Origin of the sequence: Jonquetella sp. BV3C21, assembly GCF_000468895.1 — a bacterium.
In the GTDB taxonomy this organism is placed as follows: domain Bacteria; phylum Synergistota; class Synergistia; order Synergistales; family Dethiosulfovibrionaceae; genus Jonquetella; species Jonquetella anthropi.
This window is the reverse complement of sequence record NZ_AWWC01000022.1, coordinates 18423-32967: the sequence shown is the minus strand read 5'-3', so window position 1 is coordinate 32967 and position 14545 is coordinate 18423. Positions and strand designations below refer to the sequence as shown.

The following is a 14545-nucleotide window of genomic DNA, read 5'->3' as shown; positions in this document are numbered from 1 at the left end:
ATGCCGAAAAAGGACGTTCGCCGGTACGTCTGCAGCGAGTGCGGATATACCGGCTTGTACCCTTCCGGCAGGTGCCCGAGCTGCGGAAGCTGGGGCACGATGGCGGAAGAGCGGCCGACCGTCGTCCAGAACCGGGCGGGCGGCGCTCCTCGGGTGCTTACCCCCGAATCAATACGGGACATTCCCGCGCCGGTCAGGACGCCGTCAGGGATTGGAGAACTAGATCGGGTGCTCGGCGGCGGCTGGGTGCCCGGCGGGGTCGTGCTTTTAGGCGGCCAGCCTGGAATCGGCAAGTCGACGCTTCTCCTGCAGGTCTGCGGGGCGATGACGGCGGCAGGCTCAAAAGTGATCTACGTTTCAGGAGAAGAATCGGCCGGACAGCTCGGCTTGCGGGCTGCCCGGCTCGGCGTGCTGCACGACGGGCTGGAAGTGTGCTGTCACACGGTCATTGACGAGGCGCTTCAGCTGGTCTCGGATCACGCCCTGTTGGTTGTGGACAGCGTTCAGGCCATGAGAGCTCAGGACGAGGACGGCTGGCCCGGCACGCCGACTCAGGTTCGGGCGGTGGCGCAGAGGTGTCTGGATTTCGCCAAGACGTCGGGCGTTCCGACCGTGCTTGTCGGGCACATCACCAAAGAAGGCCGTCTTGCCGGGCCGATGCTTTTGGAACACATGGTTGACACGGTGATCATGTTCAGCGGCGAGAAGACGTCCCTGTACCGCACTCTGAGGGCGAGCAAGAACCGATACGGCGGTACCGACGAGCTCGGAATTTTTGAAATGGGCGGCGAAGGGCTGGTCGAGGTCTCAGATCCCAGCTACCTGTACTGGAACAGGTCGGACAGCACCGTTTCAGGCGTCGCGATGACGGTTTTGTTGGAAGGCTCCCGGCCGCTCGTGGCGGAGATTCAGGCCCTTGCGGCTCAGTCGGAGTTCGCGTACCCGCGCCGGATGGGAATGGGCGTCGGCGCAAACAAGCTTCAACTTCTTTTGGCCGTCCTTGAGAGCCGGTGCGGCCTTCCGGCAGGGAAAAGCGACCTGTACTGCAACGTGGCCGGTGGCTTAGAAGTGAGGGATCCGGCGGCCGATTTGGCGGTCGCCGCGGCGCTAGCTTCGGCAGTGAGCGGCGTCCCTATCGGGCCGGACTGCTGTCTGCTGGCCGAGGTGGGGTTGGCCGGAGAGTTGCGCCCTGTGACGGCTCTTGGATCCCGCCTCAAGGAGGCGGAGCGGCTCGGATTTCGGCGAGTGATCATCAGCAGCCGGGAAAAAGAGGCGCCATGCGGGCAGCTCGAGCTGATTCGTTTGGCGACGCTGGGGGACGTTTTGAGGGAATTGGGCGCCGCCGCTGGCGGCGCTGGAACAAGCAGAAAAAATAAACGGGACGACGAGGCGAAGAAGTCGACAGAGGAGAGACGCGGGATATGAACTACGATTTCACTGCAATCGAAAAGAAGTGGCAGAAGTACTGGGAGGAGCACAACACGTTCCAAGTGAAGGAAGATCCGTCTGTTCCGCCGGAGAAACGGCGGTACGTGCTGGATATGTTCCCTTACCCGTCCGGAGCCGGCCTGCACGTCGGTCATCCGGAGGGCTACACGGCGACGGACATTTACTGCCGCTATCTTCGCATGAACGGATACAACGTCCTTCATCCGATGGGGTTCGACTCGTTCGGCCTTCCGGCTGAAAACTACGCTATCAAAACGGGAACTCACCCCAGAGTGACGACCGAGGCGAATATTAACCGCTTCCGGCAGCAGATTAAATCGTTGGGCTTTTGTTACGACTGGAGCCGAGAGGTGGCGACCCATCAGCCGGAGTACTATCGGTGGACCCAGTGGCTGTTTCTCCAAATGTACCGAAAAGGGCTGGCCTACGAGGCAGAAACGCCGATCAACTGGTGTCCCTCATGCATGACCGGTTTGGCGAACGAAGAGGTCAAGGAAGGACACTGCGAGCGGTGCGGTTCTCATGTGGTCCGGCGCAACATGCGCCAGTGGGTTTTGAAGATCACCGAGTACGCTGAGCGGCTTCTGCAGGACGTGGACAAGCTGGACTGGCCGGAGGCAATCAAGGCCATGCAGCGCAACTGGATCGGCAAGAGCGTTGGGGCAGAAGTGACCTTCAGGATTGATGGCAGCGACAAGACGCTGACCGTGTACACGACCCGGCCTGACACGCTGTTCGGCGCCACCTACATGGTTCTGGCTCCCGAGCACCCGCTCGTCAAAGAACTGACGACGGACGAATGCAGGAAGCAAGTGGAAGAGTACATTGCCCGCGCCGCGCTCAAGTCGGACCTTGAGCGGACCGAGCTGAACAAGGAAAAGACCGGCGTTTTCACCGGCGCTTGGGCGATTAACCCGGTGACCGGGAAGAAGATTCCCCTGTGGATTGCCGACTACGTCATGGTATCGTACGGCACCGGGGCTATCATGGCGGTTCCTGCCCACGACCGGCGCGACTGGGAGTTTGCGAAAGTTTACGGCCTGCCGATCGTCCAAGTTCTTTCCGGCGGCGACGCGCAGAAAGAGCCGTTGGAAGAAGACGGCGAGCTGATAAACTCCGAGTTCCTGAACGGCCTCCGCAAAGCAGAGGCCATCGAGCGGATGATCGACTGGCTGGAGGAAAAACACATCGGCCGCCGAGCGGTCAACTACAAGCTGAGGGACTGGATCTTCTCGCGCCAGCGGTACTGGGGCGAGCCGATTCCGCTGGTTCACTGCCCGAAATGCGGCATCGTCCCGGTGCCGGAAGATCAGCTACCGCTGCGGCTGCCGGAAGTCGAAAAGTACGTCCCGACAGGCACAGGCGAGTCGCCTTTGGCGGCCGTTTCCTCGTGGGTGAACACGACCTGTCCCTGCTGCGGCGGGCCGGCCAAGCGGGAGACCAACACGATGCCCCAGTGGGCTGGATCGTGCTGGTATTACCTTCGGTATCTGGATCCGCGGAACGAAAAGGAATTCGCCTCGAAAGAAGCTATTGACTACTGGATGCCGGTTGATCTGTACGTCGGAGGCGCCGAGCACGCGGTGCTGCACCTGCTGTACGCCCGTTTCTGGCACAAGGTGTTTTTCGATCTGGGGCTTGTGAACACCGACGAGCCCTTCTCCCGGCTGGTGAATCAGGGAATGATTACTTCCTACGCCTACCAGAGGCCCAACAAGACGCTGGTTCCCACCGATGAAGTAGAAGAAACGGCACCGGATCGGTTTGTCGAGCGGGCGACCGGAGAGCCACTTGAACGGGTCATTGCCAAAATGTCCAAGTCCCTCAAAAACGTCATCAACCCGGACGACGTGATTCGCGATCACGGCGCAGATACGCTACGGCTGTACGAGATGTTCATGGGGCCGCTTCAGATGTCCAAACCGTGGTCGACCCAGGGTGTCGCGGGAGTTCAGCGGTTCCTCGAGAAAGTGTGCCGGTACGCTTCCAAGCCGCTGACTGACCGGCCTCTGGACGCGGAGACAGCAAAACTGCTTCACAAGACGATTCAGAAGGTGAGCGATGACACCGAGAGCCTGAACTTCAACACGGCTATTGCCCAGATGATGACGCTGATCAACGAAGTGAGTCGGGCTGATGACTGCCCGCGTCAGGTGCTGGAGCCGTTCACCCTGCTGCTGGCCCCGTACGCGCCGCATTTGGCGGAAGAGCTTTGGTCAACCGTTTTAGGCAACGAGCCGAGCGTTGCGGACCAGCCGTGGCCGAAGCACGACCAGTCGCTGACGGCAGAGACGACAAACCCCATAGCCGTTCAGATCAACGGAAAGAAGCGGGAGCTACTAGAGCTGCCTGCCGGCCTTTCCAAGGAAGACTTGCTGTCCGCCGTGCTGGCGTCGCCGGAAGTTCAGAAGCGGCTTGAAGGCGTCTCAATCGTCAAGTCCATCGTCGTGCCGGGCAAGCTGGTCAATTTGGTCGTCCGCTAAATGCCACGGCTCGTCGTGATCGTCGCTCCAAGCGGCGCGCAAAAGCGCCTGTTGGACGACGAGCTGGCTCGGCTTGCTAGCGAAGGGTTCTCGCTGGATCGGCGGTATCAGACATCCTCATGGGGACAGCTCGCCGCGGAAAGCTGCGCCTGCGGCCTGTTCGACGCGAAACGGGCCATCGTCGTGGAAGACGGCCTGAGCCTTGGGCCGCTTCCCGCCGACTGGCCGGCAAAAATAGGGGAGCAGGACGACGTTGCCGTCCTGCTCCTATACGAAAAGTCGCCTCAAAAACTCCTTGGCAAGGCCGCCTATGCGGCCTGTCGGGTTGTAAAGAACGAGCCGGCTCCGACGTGGCCTGACCGCCGCCGGGAGTGGCTGGTGCAGCTAGGACGCCAAGAGGGCATCCGGCTGTCCAGAGACGCCGCGGCTCTTTTAGTCGACTGGATCGAGGACGAAGAGGAGCTGCGCGGCGAACTCGACAAGTTTAAACTGGCGTTCCCCGGCGCGCCGATCGGCGTCGCCGAAGTGAACCAGCTGTCCAGCGACGAGGGCGGCCGGGCTTTGCTGGATCTGTTGGACGCGGTCGCTGACGCCAGCTTGGAAGGGGTTAAAAAGAGCTTAGAAAGCCTCCGCCTGCGTCAAGAGCTGATCATCGTGCTGAGCGCCCTGCACAAACGGGTCAGAGCTGCATGGTATGTCACGTGGCTTGGGGAAGGGCTCCAAAAGGCTTTGGGGCTCACCGATTATCAAACCCGAATTGCCTGCAAAACGGCCCGGCGATGGCCGCCGCATGTCCTAGCCCTGTTAACCGGCGAGCTGGTTCGGCTTTCGATGGCCGAGAGGACCGGCGACGGGCAGGGGTGGAACGGGCTGGAGATCGCTCTGTTGGGCGGCCTCTCCGCCTGTCGGCGGGCATAAAAAAAGACGCCGTTTCCGGCGTCGGGTGTTTCGGTTTGCTTGACGAGTGAGGTTAAGCGTTCAGGCTTTTAACCTTGTTGGACAGTCTGGACTTGCGGCGGGCAGCGGTGTTCTTGTGGATAACGCCCTTCACAACGGCCTTGTCCAGCACCGACTGGGCCGCGTCCAGACGCTTGACGGCCAGCTCGCTGTCGCCAGCGGCAACGGACTCAAGCACGCGCTTGACGGCCGTCTTGCAGCGGCTCTTCCAGTAACGGTTGTAAAGCCGGTTGCGCTCTGACGTCCGAACTCGCCTGATCGCTGATTTCTTGTTAGGCACCTGATTTCACCTCCTCGTACGACTAAAGCATTCTATCACGTTGAGCAGAAGATCTGCAATAAACCTCTGCGCAAATGTGGGGCTATTGTACCAAAAAATTGTGGTGATTGCATGGAAGATATTTTCGGCTCTGACGGGCTGCTGTCAATGGGCATGCCGGAGTTTGAGGTGAGGGAAGGACAGGGCGAACTGGCCGACGCAATCAGCCAGTTTCTTCTTTCGGACGAAAGAGTCTTTGCCGCCGAGGCTCCGACCGGCACGGGGAAAACCTACGCGGTCATGGTGCCGGCGATGCTTTGGGCGCAGCGGTACGGGCGGCGGCTCCTCGTCCTGACTTCCAGCGTGACGCTTCAGGAGCAGCTGGCGGATAAGGATATCCCAGCGCTGCAGGCCGCCCTTGGCCTCGAGCTGCGGTGCTGTCTGCTGAAGGGCAGAGGACACTACGCTTGTCTGCGAAAAGCCCTGTCGCTTGGCGACGAGGGCTTTCTGTCGTTTGACGGTGACGACGGCCAATTGTCCCAACGAATCGTCGCGTGGAGCGGCGAGACGGAGACGGGGGACTTGGCCGAACTGTCGCTGTCGGCGAATCATCCGGTCCTCGCCCGAATCGTCTCAAGCCACCAGACCTGTCTGGGAAAGCTCTGTCCGTGCCGGGACCGATGCTTCTACCGCCGGGCGATGCGTCGGGCGTCCGAGAGCGACGTGGTGGTGTCAAACTATCACAAGTATTTCGCGTACCGGCTCGACGGCGAGGAATTTCCGATTCCCTGCGACCTAATTGTCTGCGATGAGGCTCACGCCATGTCGGCGTCCGCCCGGTCCGTTGCGGCGGTCTCGTCACGGCGTGGGGAATGGGATCACGTCCTGCGCCACGTCCCGCCGGCGGTCAAAAGCCTTTTGGAGACGTCCGAAGGCGATTCGGAAAAGGCGCTGGCTGACGTCTTGACGTCACTTCGAGCTCAGGCGGAAGAGCTTTTCTTGTACCTTCAGCTTCCTCAGCCGGAAAATTCGCCGAACAACCCCTACAGCGACCGCGTTCTGGCGTCCGGCGGCGAGCTGACTGGCGGCGCGTCAAGGCTGGCTGAACGCGTTTTGTCCCACCCGGCCGCAGAGGACGACGAGGGGAATCTGCCGGCCGTCCAGTGGGCGCTTGGCCTTTCTGACATGGCCCGGCGGCTGAACCAGTGCTGTGATACGTCCCGATGGCCCGAGTGGGCGTACTGGCACGATCACGAAAGCCTGAAGTGTTCGCCGGTCACAGGGGCGCCGATGATTTCTGAGGTATTGGATACGCCTGACGCCCCGAAGATCGTGGCCGTGTCGGCTACCATGACGGTGGACGGAAAGTTCAACTTTTGGGCTGCAGAGACGGGACTGTGGCCTGATGAGACTCGGATTATGCCGTCGCCGTTCAATTTATCGGAGCAGATGTCAGTGCACGTGGTCGACTTAGGGGTCCGTGTCATGGACCGAGAATACGGTGAGCGGGTGGCGAAAGTATGCCGCCGGTACTGCGTCAGGAACAAAGGGGCAACGCTCGTTCTCCTGTCGTCGCGGCGGCTGCTTGAAAGCGTCGCTGGATATTTGAAAGGTCACGCCTCTGCCGACGGCTATTGCGTGCTCGCCCAAGGGGACAAGCCGAGCGCCGAGCTGCTTGCCCAGTTCCGGAAAAACGACGGGGAAGCGAAGGTGCTCGTCGGGCTAGCGTCGTTTCGGGAAGGCGTAGACGTGGCGGGCGACGCTCTGACGCAGGTCATCATCGATCGGATTCCCTTTTCGCACCCTGACGATCCGATAGTCCAAGCGCGCCGAGCCCTTGAGGGCGGAAAGTACTTCACCGCCGTCGAGTTGCCTGGGGCGAAAATGAGGCTTCGTCAGGCCATGGGACGGCTGATTCGATCGAAAACAGACCACGGCCGAGTCGTTATTCTGGACTCGCGGATCACTCAGAAACAGCAGTGGAAGTTCATCGACTCTCTACCGCCTGCTCCTTTGAAAAGAGTCGTGGTGAAGACGGCACCTTCCTGTTGATAGGTCAACCGTGATGTGTTATAGTTTCCCAGTTAGCTTAATAATCTCGGCAGGGGGAACCTCTTCTGCCTCTGGAGGTGTCTTGCATGAAACAGACTTTTCAGCCTCACAACCGGCCTCGGAAACGGTCCATGGGATTTTTGGCCCGGAGCCGCTCTGTCGGCGGGCGGGCCGTTTTGGCGAATCGTCGGGCCAAAGGCCGCAAGCGGCTTGCAGTGTAACCTAAGGACGCCGTTCTCGTATCCCAAAGAGATCCGACTCAGAAAATCCTGGGAGTTTGACACGGTCTTCCGCACCAAGGGGCGGCTTCGCGGCCAGTTGGTGCGGTTGCTCTATGTTCAGGCCCCTGACGGGAAGACCCGGTGGGGGCTGGCGGTTGGAAAGCGGCTCGCAAAAGCCAACGGACGGGTTCATGGCCGCCGGCTTCTGCGGGAGGCCATTCGCCGGCTTCACCCGTGGGTTCGGCAGGGACTGTGGATTGTCGCTTCCCTGTCAGAAACGGGATTGACTGCGCCGGCGCCTTTGGTGTATCAAGATTTGCGCCGGCTTTTATTGAGCCGCGGATTGTTGACCGATGTTCCGGCTGAGCCTCTCTGGAATCCTTGAAAGAGTTCTGTCTGGCTGCATTCGGTTTTATCAGCTCGGCATTTCACCGCTGTTGGGACGCGGAAAGTGTCGTTTTTTCCCCAGCTGTTCAGAGTACGCTCGTCAGGCGATACAGTTGCACGGCCCGTTGAAGGGCCTGTGGCTTGCCTTAAAGCGTATTGTACGATGCGGTCCTTGGTCTCCCGGCGGCTATGATCCAGTGCCGAAACCGGGCGAGGGGACGACAACCGTTAAGGAGAGGTGAATGCCGTGTGGGCAGCAGCCAGCAAAGCCTTATATGATTTTCTTTCGTTGATTTACAGCGTGGTCGGCTCATGGGGATGGGCAATCCTCATTCTGACGCTGATCATCCGCGCTGTTCTGCACCCGCTGAACAAGAAGCAGATGGTCAGCATGCAGAAGATGCAGAAGCTTCAGCCGCGAATTAAGGTCCTTCAGGAAAAGTACGCCAATGACCGGGAAACTCTCGGCCGGGAGACGATGGCGCTTTACCGGGAGAACAAGGTGAACCCGGCTTCTGGGTGCCTTCCCCTGCTGATTCAGCTGCCTATCCTTATTCTGCTGTTTCAGGTCCTTCGCACGTCCTCCTTTGGCGGCGCGTCGTTCTTCGGCATTTCGCTCGAAGGATCGGTGTACACGCAGCTGGCTCAGGCGACCGGCTTTGCGTTTAATAACCCGTCTGAACTGGGATTCTTCGCTCTGATGAGCCACGTCTTCAAGAATCCGTCAGGGCTGTCGAACGTCCTGATCTGGCTGCCCAACTTGGCCCTTGTGATTTTGATCTGCTACCTCACGTGGCTTCAGCAGAAGATGAGCTCGGCTGGAAACCAGCAGATGGGCGCCATGCTCGTTTTTATGCCCATCCTGATGGCGTTTATCTGCCTGAGTTTGCCCGGCGGCGTCGCCCTGTACTGGGCCGCGTCGAGCCTGCTGGCGGCCATTCAGCAGATTCAAGTTGTCCGAAAGGTGGAGAACGAGGAGAAGCCAGTTCTTCTGAAGGACCGTCCGAAGAAGGAAAGCGATTGACCGCTGTCCCTGCGGTTGTCAGCGGAGGAGGTAAGCCAATGACCGACGAAGTGATATCTCAAAACGACGAGATACTGACTCTTGAAGGCGGCTCGGAGGACGAAATTCGCGCCGAGGCAGCCCGCCAGTGGGGCGTTTCCCCTGACGAAGTAACGATTAAAGTGGTTGATCAGGAGAAGAGCTTTTTTGGGCTGTTCGGCCGCAAGCTCCGCGCCGAGGTCCGTCCGCTCTATCCCTGCCCTGTCAGGGCCGCGAAGAAGCGGCTGGAAACGCTTTTCGGCCTGATGGACTTTGACCTTGACGCGTCTGTGCTCGGCGACGACAAAATCAACCTGTCGGGATACGACTCAAAGCGCCTGATCGGGCGCCACGGAGAAGGGCTGAAAGTGGTCGACTACTTGTCGAACCTGATGTCCCGTTCGCAGGGAATCGGTGGCCGAGTGAGAGTCGACTGTGACGGCTACAGGCGCCAGAGGGAAAAAGAGCTGGAGCAGATAGCCCTTGACGCGGCTCAGGAAGCTATGAAGAGCAAGCGGACGGTCTTCTTGGAGCCGATGTCGAGCTGGGAGCGTCGGTTGGTCCATCTGGCGCTGCGGGAGAGCCTCGTTGTGGAAACCCATTCGGTGGGGATTGAGCCGCACAGGAAAGTCGCTGTTCGTCTGATCGGCTCGGGCCGAGACCGCGAAAGACCGGCTTCAGCTGAGTCCGAGGCGCCGCGGCGCCCGCATCGCCGGCCAAGACGCCGTCCAGCTCAGAATAACTAACCTATCGTCAGGAGCGGGAGTTGTCTCCCGCTCCTTTTTTGTCGTTCGGCGGACGCCGGCGACACTTGAGAAAGTACGGCAAAGTTTTTCTCCTGCGCGGTGAAAAACTGGCGAAGCCCTGTAAACGGGCCGAATATCGCAGGTCTGAACCGAGCTTTTAACGGTATAATACAAGCGTAGATTATTACGTTGAAAGGGGTCGGAAGGATGGACGCAAAACAGCTGGATCATATGAGATCAGGCAAGGGATTCGTGGCTGCTCTTGACCAGAGCGGCGGTAGCACGCCCCGGGCGTTGGCAGCCTACGGCATCGCCGAAGGATCGTGGAAGAGCGAGGAGGAAATGTTTGACCTCGTACATGCCATGAGAACCAGAATCGTCACGAGTCCGGCTTTTACGTCCCAGCGCATTTTAGGGGCGATCCTGTTTGAGCAGACAATGGAGCGGAGCGTCGAAGGCCTGATGACCGCGCGGTACCTTTGGGAGAAGAAGGGCGTCGTGCCGTTCCTCAAAGTGGACAAGGGCTTGGCCCCTGCCGAGAACGGAGTGCAGATGATGAAGCCATTCCCAGATCTTGACTCGCTGTTGGATCGGGCTGTCGAGCGGGGAATTTTTGGTACCAAAATGCGCTCCCTCGTGAAGGAAGCCAGCCCCAAGGGGATAGAAGACGTGGTGTCTCAGCAGTTCCAGTGGGCGGAAAAGATCATCGCTAAAGGACTGGTTCCCATCGTGGAGCCGGAGGTTGACATTCACGCGGAGCACAAGGACAAAGCGGAGGAACTGTTGAAGGAACAGATCGTCCGTCGGCTTGACGAGCTGGCGGAGGGGCAGAATGTGATTTTGAAGCTGACCCTGCCAACCAAGGCTGGGTTCTATGCTGACCTAGGGAATCACAAACGGGTCCTCCGAGTCATGGCCCTGTCGGGCGGATATAGCCGGGACAAGGCATGTGAGCTTTTGGCCTTGAATCACGGGATGATCGCCAGCTTCTCTCGGGCCCTGACGGAAGGGCTCTTGGTCGGACAGTCTGACGACGAGTTTAACAGCCTTTTGGACCGGGCGATCGAAAAGATTTTCAACGCATCTGTCAAGTAACGTTCAAGGACCGGAAGAACTCCGGTCCTTGAACGCGTATATACGAACTGGAGGGATATGAATGACGCTTTTGGCTCACCAGGAAAGGGCGCAGGGCGCTCCGGACACAATCTTCGCTTATGCCGGACAGGCGGCTACTCGGGCAGCCCAAGTCGGACGGGATAACATTGTCAACGCCACGATAGGGTCGTTCCTCAACGCTGACGGCTCTCTGGCAACCCTGCCGGCCGTTGAGCTGGCGATGGCCGAGGTGCCTTTTAAGGCCAAGGCCAGTTATGCGCCGATTGACGGGATCCCTGCGGCAATAGACGCGATGATCGACGACATTTTCCGGGACTGTCGTCCGAATGCTTTCATCGAAGGCGTTGCGACGCCCGGCGGCGCTGGAGCTTTGCACAACGCGTTCTCTAACTACTTAACTCGGGGTGACGTCTGTCTGACGACCAATTATTACTGGGACAACTACGACGCGCTGTTGCGGCTGAACGGCTGCTCCCTCGAGACTTTCCCAATGCTTGGCAGCGGTGAAAGTTTTAACACTGAAGGGTGCTTAGCCGCGTGCCGGGAGAGGGCAAAGAAGCAGAAGAACGTGATGCTTCTGCTGAACACGCCGGCTCATAACCCGACCGGTTTTTCGGTTCCTCTGGCGGATTGGAAGGCCCTTGTTGCTGGGCTGAAGGACTTGGCGAAGTCCCATCAGGACGGCGGGGTTGTGGTCGTCGTCGACGTGGCGTACATCGATTACGCCGGGTTCGGATCGCGGGAGTTCTTCAAGTGCTTTGAGAACTTGCCGGAAAACATGATCACGATCGTCTGCGCTTCGATGAGCAAGGGCTACACCATTTACGGTTACCGGTTGGGCTGTGAAATCTGCATTGCCCCGACGAAGGCCTCAGCAGAAGAGTTCAAGCACGCCAGCGGAACGACTGCCCGGGGGACGTGGTCCAACTGCAGCCGGCCGGCGATGGAAATGGTGCTTCAAATTGCCTCAGACCCTGAAAAGCTGGCTCGGTTCCGCCGCGAACAGGAGGAGTTCGCCGGCTCTCTGGCCCGCCGGGCGAACGCGTTTTTGTCCGAAGCCAAACAGGTCGGTCTGAAGCCCTGCCCCTATCAGAGCGGATTCTTCATTTACGTTCCTACGCCGACCGATGACGACGCTCGTCGTCTGGCTGCCGAGCTGCAGAAGGCCGACGTTTTTACCGTGCCGCTTGGCAAGGGCGTTCGGGTTGCCATCTGCGCTATCAGCGAGGAGAAGATAGCCGGTTTGGCGACGTTGATTCACAAGGATATGCAGGTGCTTGGGCTTTAGATCCCGTTAAGATTTTGGGCACTCCACCGTTTGGGCGGGCCCTTTGAGGGGAACGGGGGCAATTGACAAGCAGAGGCAGTCAGTGAGAAGTTTCAGTGACGGGGGGAGAGAGAATGAGAGAAATTCTTTTGGGGAACGAGGCGATCGCCCGAGCGATTGTCGAGGCAGGGTGCGAGGTGGCGACTGCCTATCCTGGTACGCCGTCTTCGGAGATCCTGCCGGCGGTTGCGTTTTGGGCTGATCAGTTAAAGACGAACACGGCTGTCGAATGGGGCGCCAACGAGAAAGTCGCTTTTGAGGTGGCTGTCACAGCTGCCATGTCGGGCAAACGGTCCTGCGTCGTGATGAAGCAGGTCGGCCTGAACGTGGCGGCCGACCCGTTCATGAGCACGGCCCTGATGCCTCAGCGCGGCGGGTTCCTTCTTGTCGTGTCGGACGATCCGGGCCCGCACAGCTCTCAGACCGAGCAGGATTCCAGAATGTACGCATGGTTCGCCAAGATCCCGTGCTTTGATCCGTCGTCAGTCAGCGAGGCGATGGAGATGGCCAAAGACGGTTTCGACCTGTCCGAGCGGTTCGGCATCACGGTCATGCTTCGCCCCACGGGGAAGATCGACCATGCCAAGCAGGCTGTCGAGCTGAGCGATATGGTTGTTCCGCCGCGTCCCGACGCCAAGTTTCAAAAAGACGCCAAACGGTGGGTCTGCCTTCCCGCGCGGGTGGTGGAGAACCATCCGCGGGTCAACCGCGTGGTGGAGGAGGTCCGTCAAGCCTTTGGGACTGAATTTGGAAAGTACAACTACGAGGTGCCCTGCGGAAGCGGCAAGGCCAAGCTCGGCGTCATCGCCGGAGGTTCGGCGTTCGCCTTTCTGACCGACCTGCTCAAGGACTTGGGGCGCGACGACGTGGACATTCTTAAAATTGGCACGCCGGTTCCTCTGCCTTGGCAGCTCTGCGACGACTTTATCGCCCGGCACCCTCGAACGCTGGTGTTGGAACAGACCTACCCGGTAATTGAGCGGCAGCTTCTGGACCGCCGGAACGTGATGGGCCGCTGGAACGGGTACGTTCCCGGCGCGGGCGAACTGACGCCTGACGTTATCGAAGGCGTTTTGTTCCGGGCCCTCGGCGAGGAACAAACGGGGAAGGCGGACGAGCGTTTGGCTGAGGCCCGGCGGCTGATGGGCGTGGCCGACAGGCCGCCGACCTTGTGCCCCGGCTGTCCGCACCGGTCGAGCTTCTTCTCGATTCGTCACGCGCTGCCGAAGGCGATCAACCCGTCGGATATCGGCTGCTACACCTTGGGAGTCCGTCAGGCGGCGGTCGACACGGTCATCGACATGGGCGCAGCTGTGACCGCCGCTTCAGGTCACTATTTGGCTCAAAAAGTCAACGGAACTATTGACCGGCCGATTGTGGCGACGATCGGAGACTCGACGTTCTTCCACAGCGGCATTACTGGGCTCGTCAGCGCGGTATACAACCGGCATGCGTTCGTCCTGTGCATTCTGGACAACCGAATCACCGCTATGACCGGCGGACAGGCAAGCCCGAACACTGGCGAAAAGCTTCGCCAGGGAGACGTCGGCCTTCAGGTGGAGCTTGAGCCGCTGTGCCGAGGGTTGGGCGTGGGCTACGTGAAGACCCTCGACGCTTACGATACGGTAGGCAACGAGGAGCAGGTGCGTCAGGCGTGGAATTACGCGCTGGAGCACCAGGAGCCGACGGTTCTTGTGTTCAAGTACCCGTGCATTACCATGCTGAAGGTTCGGCCCGAACGGCGTCCTGTGACGGTAGACAAAGACACCTGCATTGGGTGTCGGATCTGCATCAATCAGTTCAACTGCCCCGGCTTGGCGTACAGCGCCGAGACGAAGAAAGTCTCTGTTGACGAGCGGTACTGCGTCAGCTGCGGCGTCTGCACCGCCGTATGTCCGCACGGAGCAATCCGCCGCCGTGATGAAGGGAGAGATGCCTGATGCAGTACGTCATCGTTGGGACTGGCGGACAGGGCGTCCTTTTTGCCAGCAAGGTCCTTGGATATCTGGCACTGAAGAACGGGCAGAAGGTGCTGGCCAGCGAAGTTCACGGCATGGCTCAGCGAGGCGGTAGCGTGGTCAGCCACTTTAAAGTGGGAGATTACAGCTCGCCGCTTGTGACGCCGGGGCACGCGGACGTCATTCTGGCGTTTGACCAGAACGAGGCGGCCCGGAGCCTTGAGTTCCTTCACAGCGACGGCACGGTGGTCGTCAACCTGCACGACACGAAGGCGTGGAATAACGCGCCTTTGGCTGGCTGGCTGGCCGACAATCAGATACGAGTCTGCGCCATGGAGGGCTACGAGATTCTCAAAAGACATATGGGCGGCCGTTTCCTGTTCATGAACGTGCTGATTCTTGGTGCCCTCGTCGCTTCAGGCGTCGCCGGCATCAGCTACGACGAAATGGAGGCGGCTGTCGGAGCCTTGGCGCCTGAAAAGTTTAAGGCCGACAACCTGAAGGTGCTGAAGCTGGGCTACGACGCGGTGATGAGCCGCAAGGAGTGA

Annotated in this window: 14 protein-coding genes; 13 read left to right on the top strand and 1 reads right to left on the bottom strand. The window is 59.7% G+C overall.

Going from position 1 to position 14545, the window contains the following annotated elements:
• The 3 genes from radA to HMPREF1249_RS05830 are packed head-to-tail and all read left to right on the top strand — an operon-like array spanning position 1 to position 4850.
• Complete coding sequence (gene radA / locus HMPREF1249_RS05840; RefSeq protein ID WP_008522744.1) at positions 1 to 1425, top strand: DNA repair protein RadA; 1425 nt, start codon at positions 1 to 3, stop codon at positions 1423 to 1425.
• The gene (gene leuS, locus HMPREF1249_RS05835; protein ID WP_008522746.1) at positions 1422 to 3932 is read left to right on the top strand and encodes a leucine--tRNA ligase; all 2511 of its coding nucleotides are present in this window, start codon (positions 1422 to 1424) and stop codon (positions 3930 to 3932) included. Before radA ends, leuS begins: the two co-directional genes overlap by 4 nt.
• The gene (locus HMPREF1249_RS05830) at positions 3933 to 4850 is read left to right on the top strand and encodes a DNA polymerase III subunit delta (protein ID WP_021775982.1); all 918 of its coding nucleotides are present in this window, start codon (positions 3933 to 3935) and stop codon (positions 4848 to 4850) included. It begins immediately after the preceding gene.
• Positions 4851 to 4902: 52 nt separating this feature from the next.
• On the opposite strand, the gene rpsT is transcribed toward HMPREF1249_RS05830, so the two are convergent.
• Positions 4903 to 5169 carry a 30S ribosomal protein S20 gene (rpsT, locus tag HMPREF1249_RS05825; protein ID WP_008520864.1) on the bottom strand — a complete coding sequence of 89 codons (267 nt, stop codon included), beginning with the start codon at positions 5167 to 5169 and terminating at the stop codon, positions 4903 to 4905.
• A gap of 111 nt (positions 5170 to 5280) precedes the next feature.
• Between rpsT and HMPREF1249_RS05820 the strand changes: the two genes are divergently transcribed.
• The 10 genes from HMPREF1249_RS05820 (at position 5281) to HMPREF1249_RS05780 (ending at position 14545) form a co-directional block, all read left to right on the top strand.
• The gene (locus HMPREF1249_RS05820; RefSeq protein WP_008522753.1) at positions 5281 to 7200 is read left to right on the top strand and encodes an ATP-dependent DNA helicase; all 1920 of its coding nucleotides are present in this window, start codon (positions 5281 to 5283) and stop codon (positions 7198 to 7200) included.
• Between the two features lie 86 nt (positions 7201 to 7286).
• On the top strand, positions 7287 to 7421 hold the full coding sequence (gene rpmH, locus HMPREF1249_RS05815; protein ID WP_008520868.1) for a 50S ribosomal protein L34: 135 nt from the start codon (positions 7287 to 7289) through the stop codon (positions 7419 to 7421).
• The gene (locus HMPREF1249_RS05810) at positions 7411 to 7806 is read left to right on the top strand and encodes a ribonuclease P protein component (RefSeq protein WP_008520870.1); all 396 of its coding nucleotides are present in this window, start codon (positions 7411 to 7413) and stop codon (positions 7804 to 7806) included. The genes rpmH and HMPREF1249_RS05810 overlap by 11 nt, the downstream gene beginning before the upstream one ends.
• Positions 7775 to 8050: a membrane protein insertion efficiency factor YidD gene (gene yidD / locus HMPREF1249_RS07870; protein WP_081465268.1), complete on the top strand. Its 276-nt coding sequence runs from the start codon at positions 7775 to 7777 to the stop codon at positions 8048 to 8050. The genes HMPREF1249_RS05810 and yidD overlap by 32 nt, the downstream gene beginning before the upstream one ends.
• A complete protein-coding gene (locus HMPREF1249_RS05805) occupies positions 8047 to 8832 on the top strand; it encodes a YidC/Oxa1 family membrane protein insertase (RefSeq protein ID WP_008520874.1) in 786 nt (261 codons plus the stop codon). Before yidD ends, HMPREF1249_RS05805 begins: the two co-directional genes overlap by 4 nt.
• A 38-nt stretch (positions 8833 to 8870) precedes the next feature.
• A complete protein-coding gene (locus tag HMPREF1249_RS05800) occupies positions 8871 to 9596 on the top strand; it encodes a R3H domain-containing nucleic acid-binding protein (RefSeq protein WP_008520875.1) in 726 nt (241 codons plus the stop codon).
• Between the two features lie 207 nt (positions 9597 to 9803).
• Positions 9804 to 10691, top strand: coding sequence for a fructose bisphosphate aldolase (locus tag HMPREF1249_RS05795; protein WP_021775976.1), 888 nt, complete (start codon positions 9804 to 9806; stop codon positions 10689 to 10691).
• Positions 10692 to 10752: 61 nt separating this feature from the next.
• The gene (locus tag HMPREF1249_RS05790; protein WP_008520882.1) at positions 10753 to 12000 is read left to right on the top strand and encodes a pyridoxal phosphate-dependent aminotransferase; all 1248 of its coding nucleotides are present in this window, start codon (positions 10753 to 10755) and stop codon (positions 11998 to 12000) included.
• 113 nt (positions 12001 to 12113) lie between these two features.
• Positions 12114 to 13979: a thiamine pyrophosphate-dependent enzyme gene (locus HMPREF1249_RS05785; protein WP_008520884.1), complete on the top strand. Its 1866-nt coding sequence runs from the start codon at positions 12114 to 12116 to the stop codon at positions 13977 to 13979.
• The gene (locus HMPREF1249_RS05780; protein ID WP_008520886.1) at positions 13979 to 14545 is read left to right on the top strand and encodes a 2-oxoacid:acceptor oxidoreductase family protein; all 567 of its coding nucleotides are present in this window, start codon (positions 13979 to 13981) and stop codon (positions 14543 to 14545) included. The genes HMPREF1249_RS05785 and HMPREF1249_RS05780 overlap by 1 nt, the downstream gene beginning before the upstream one ends.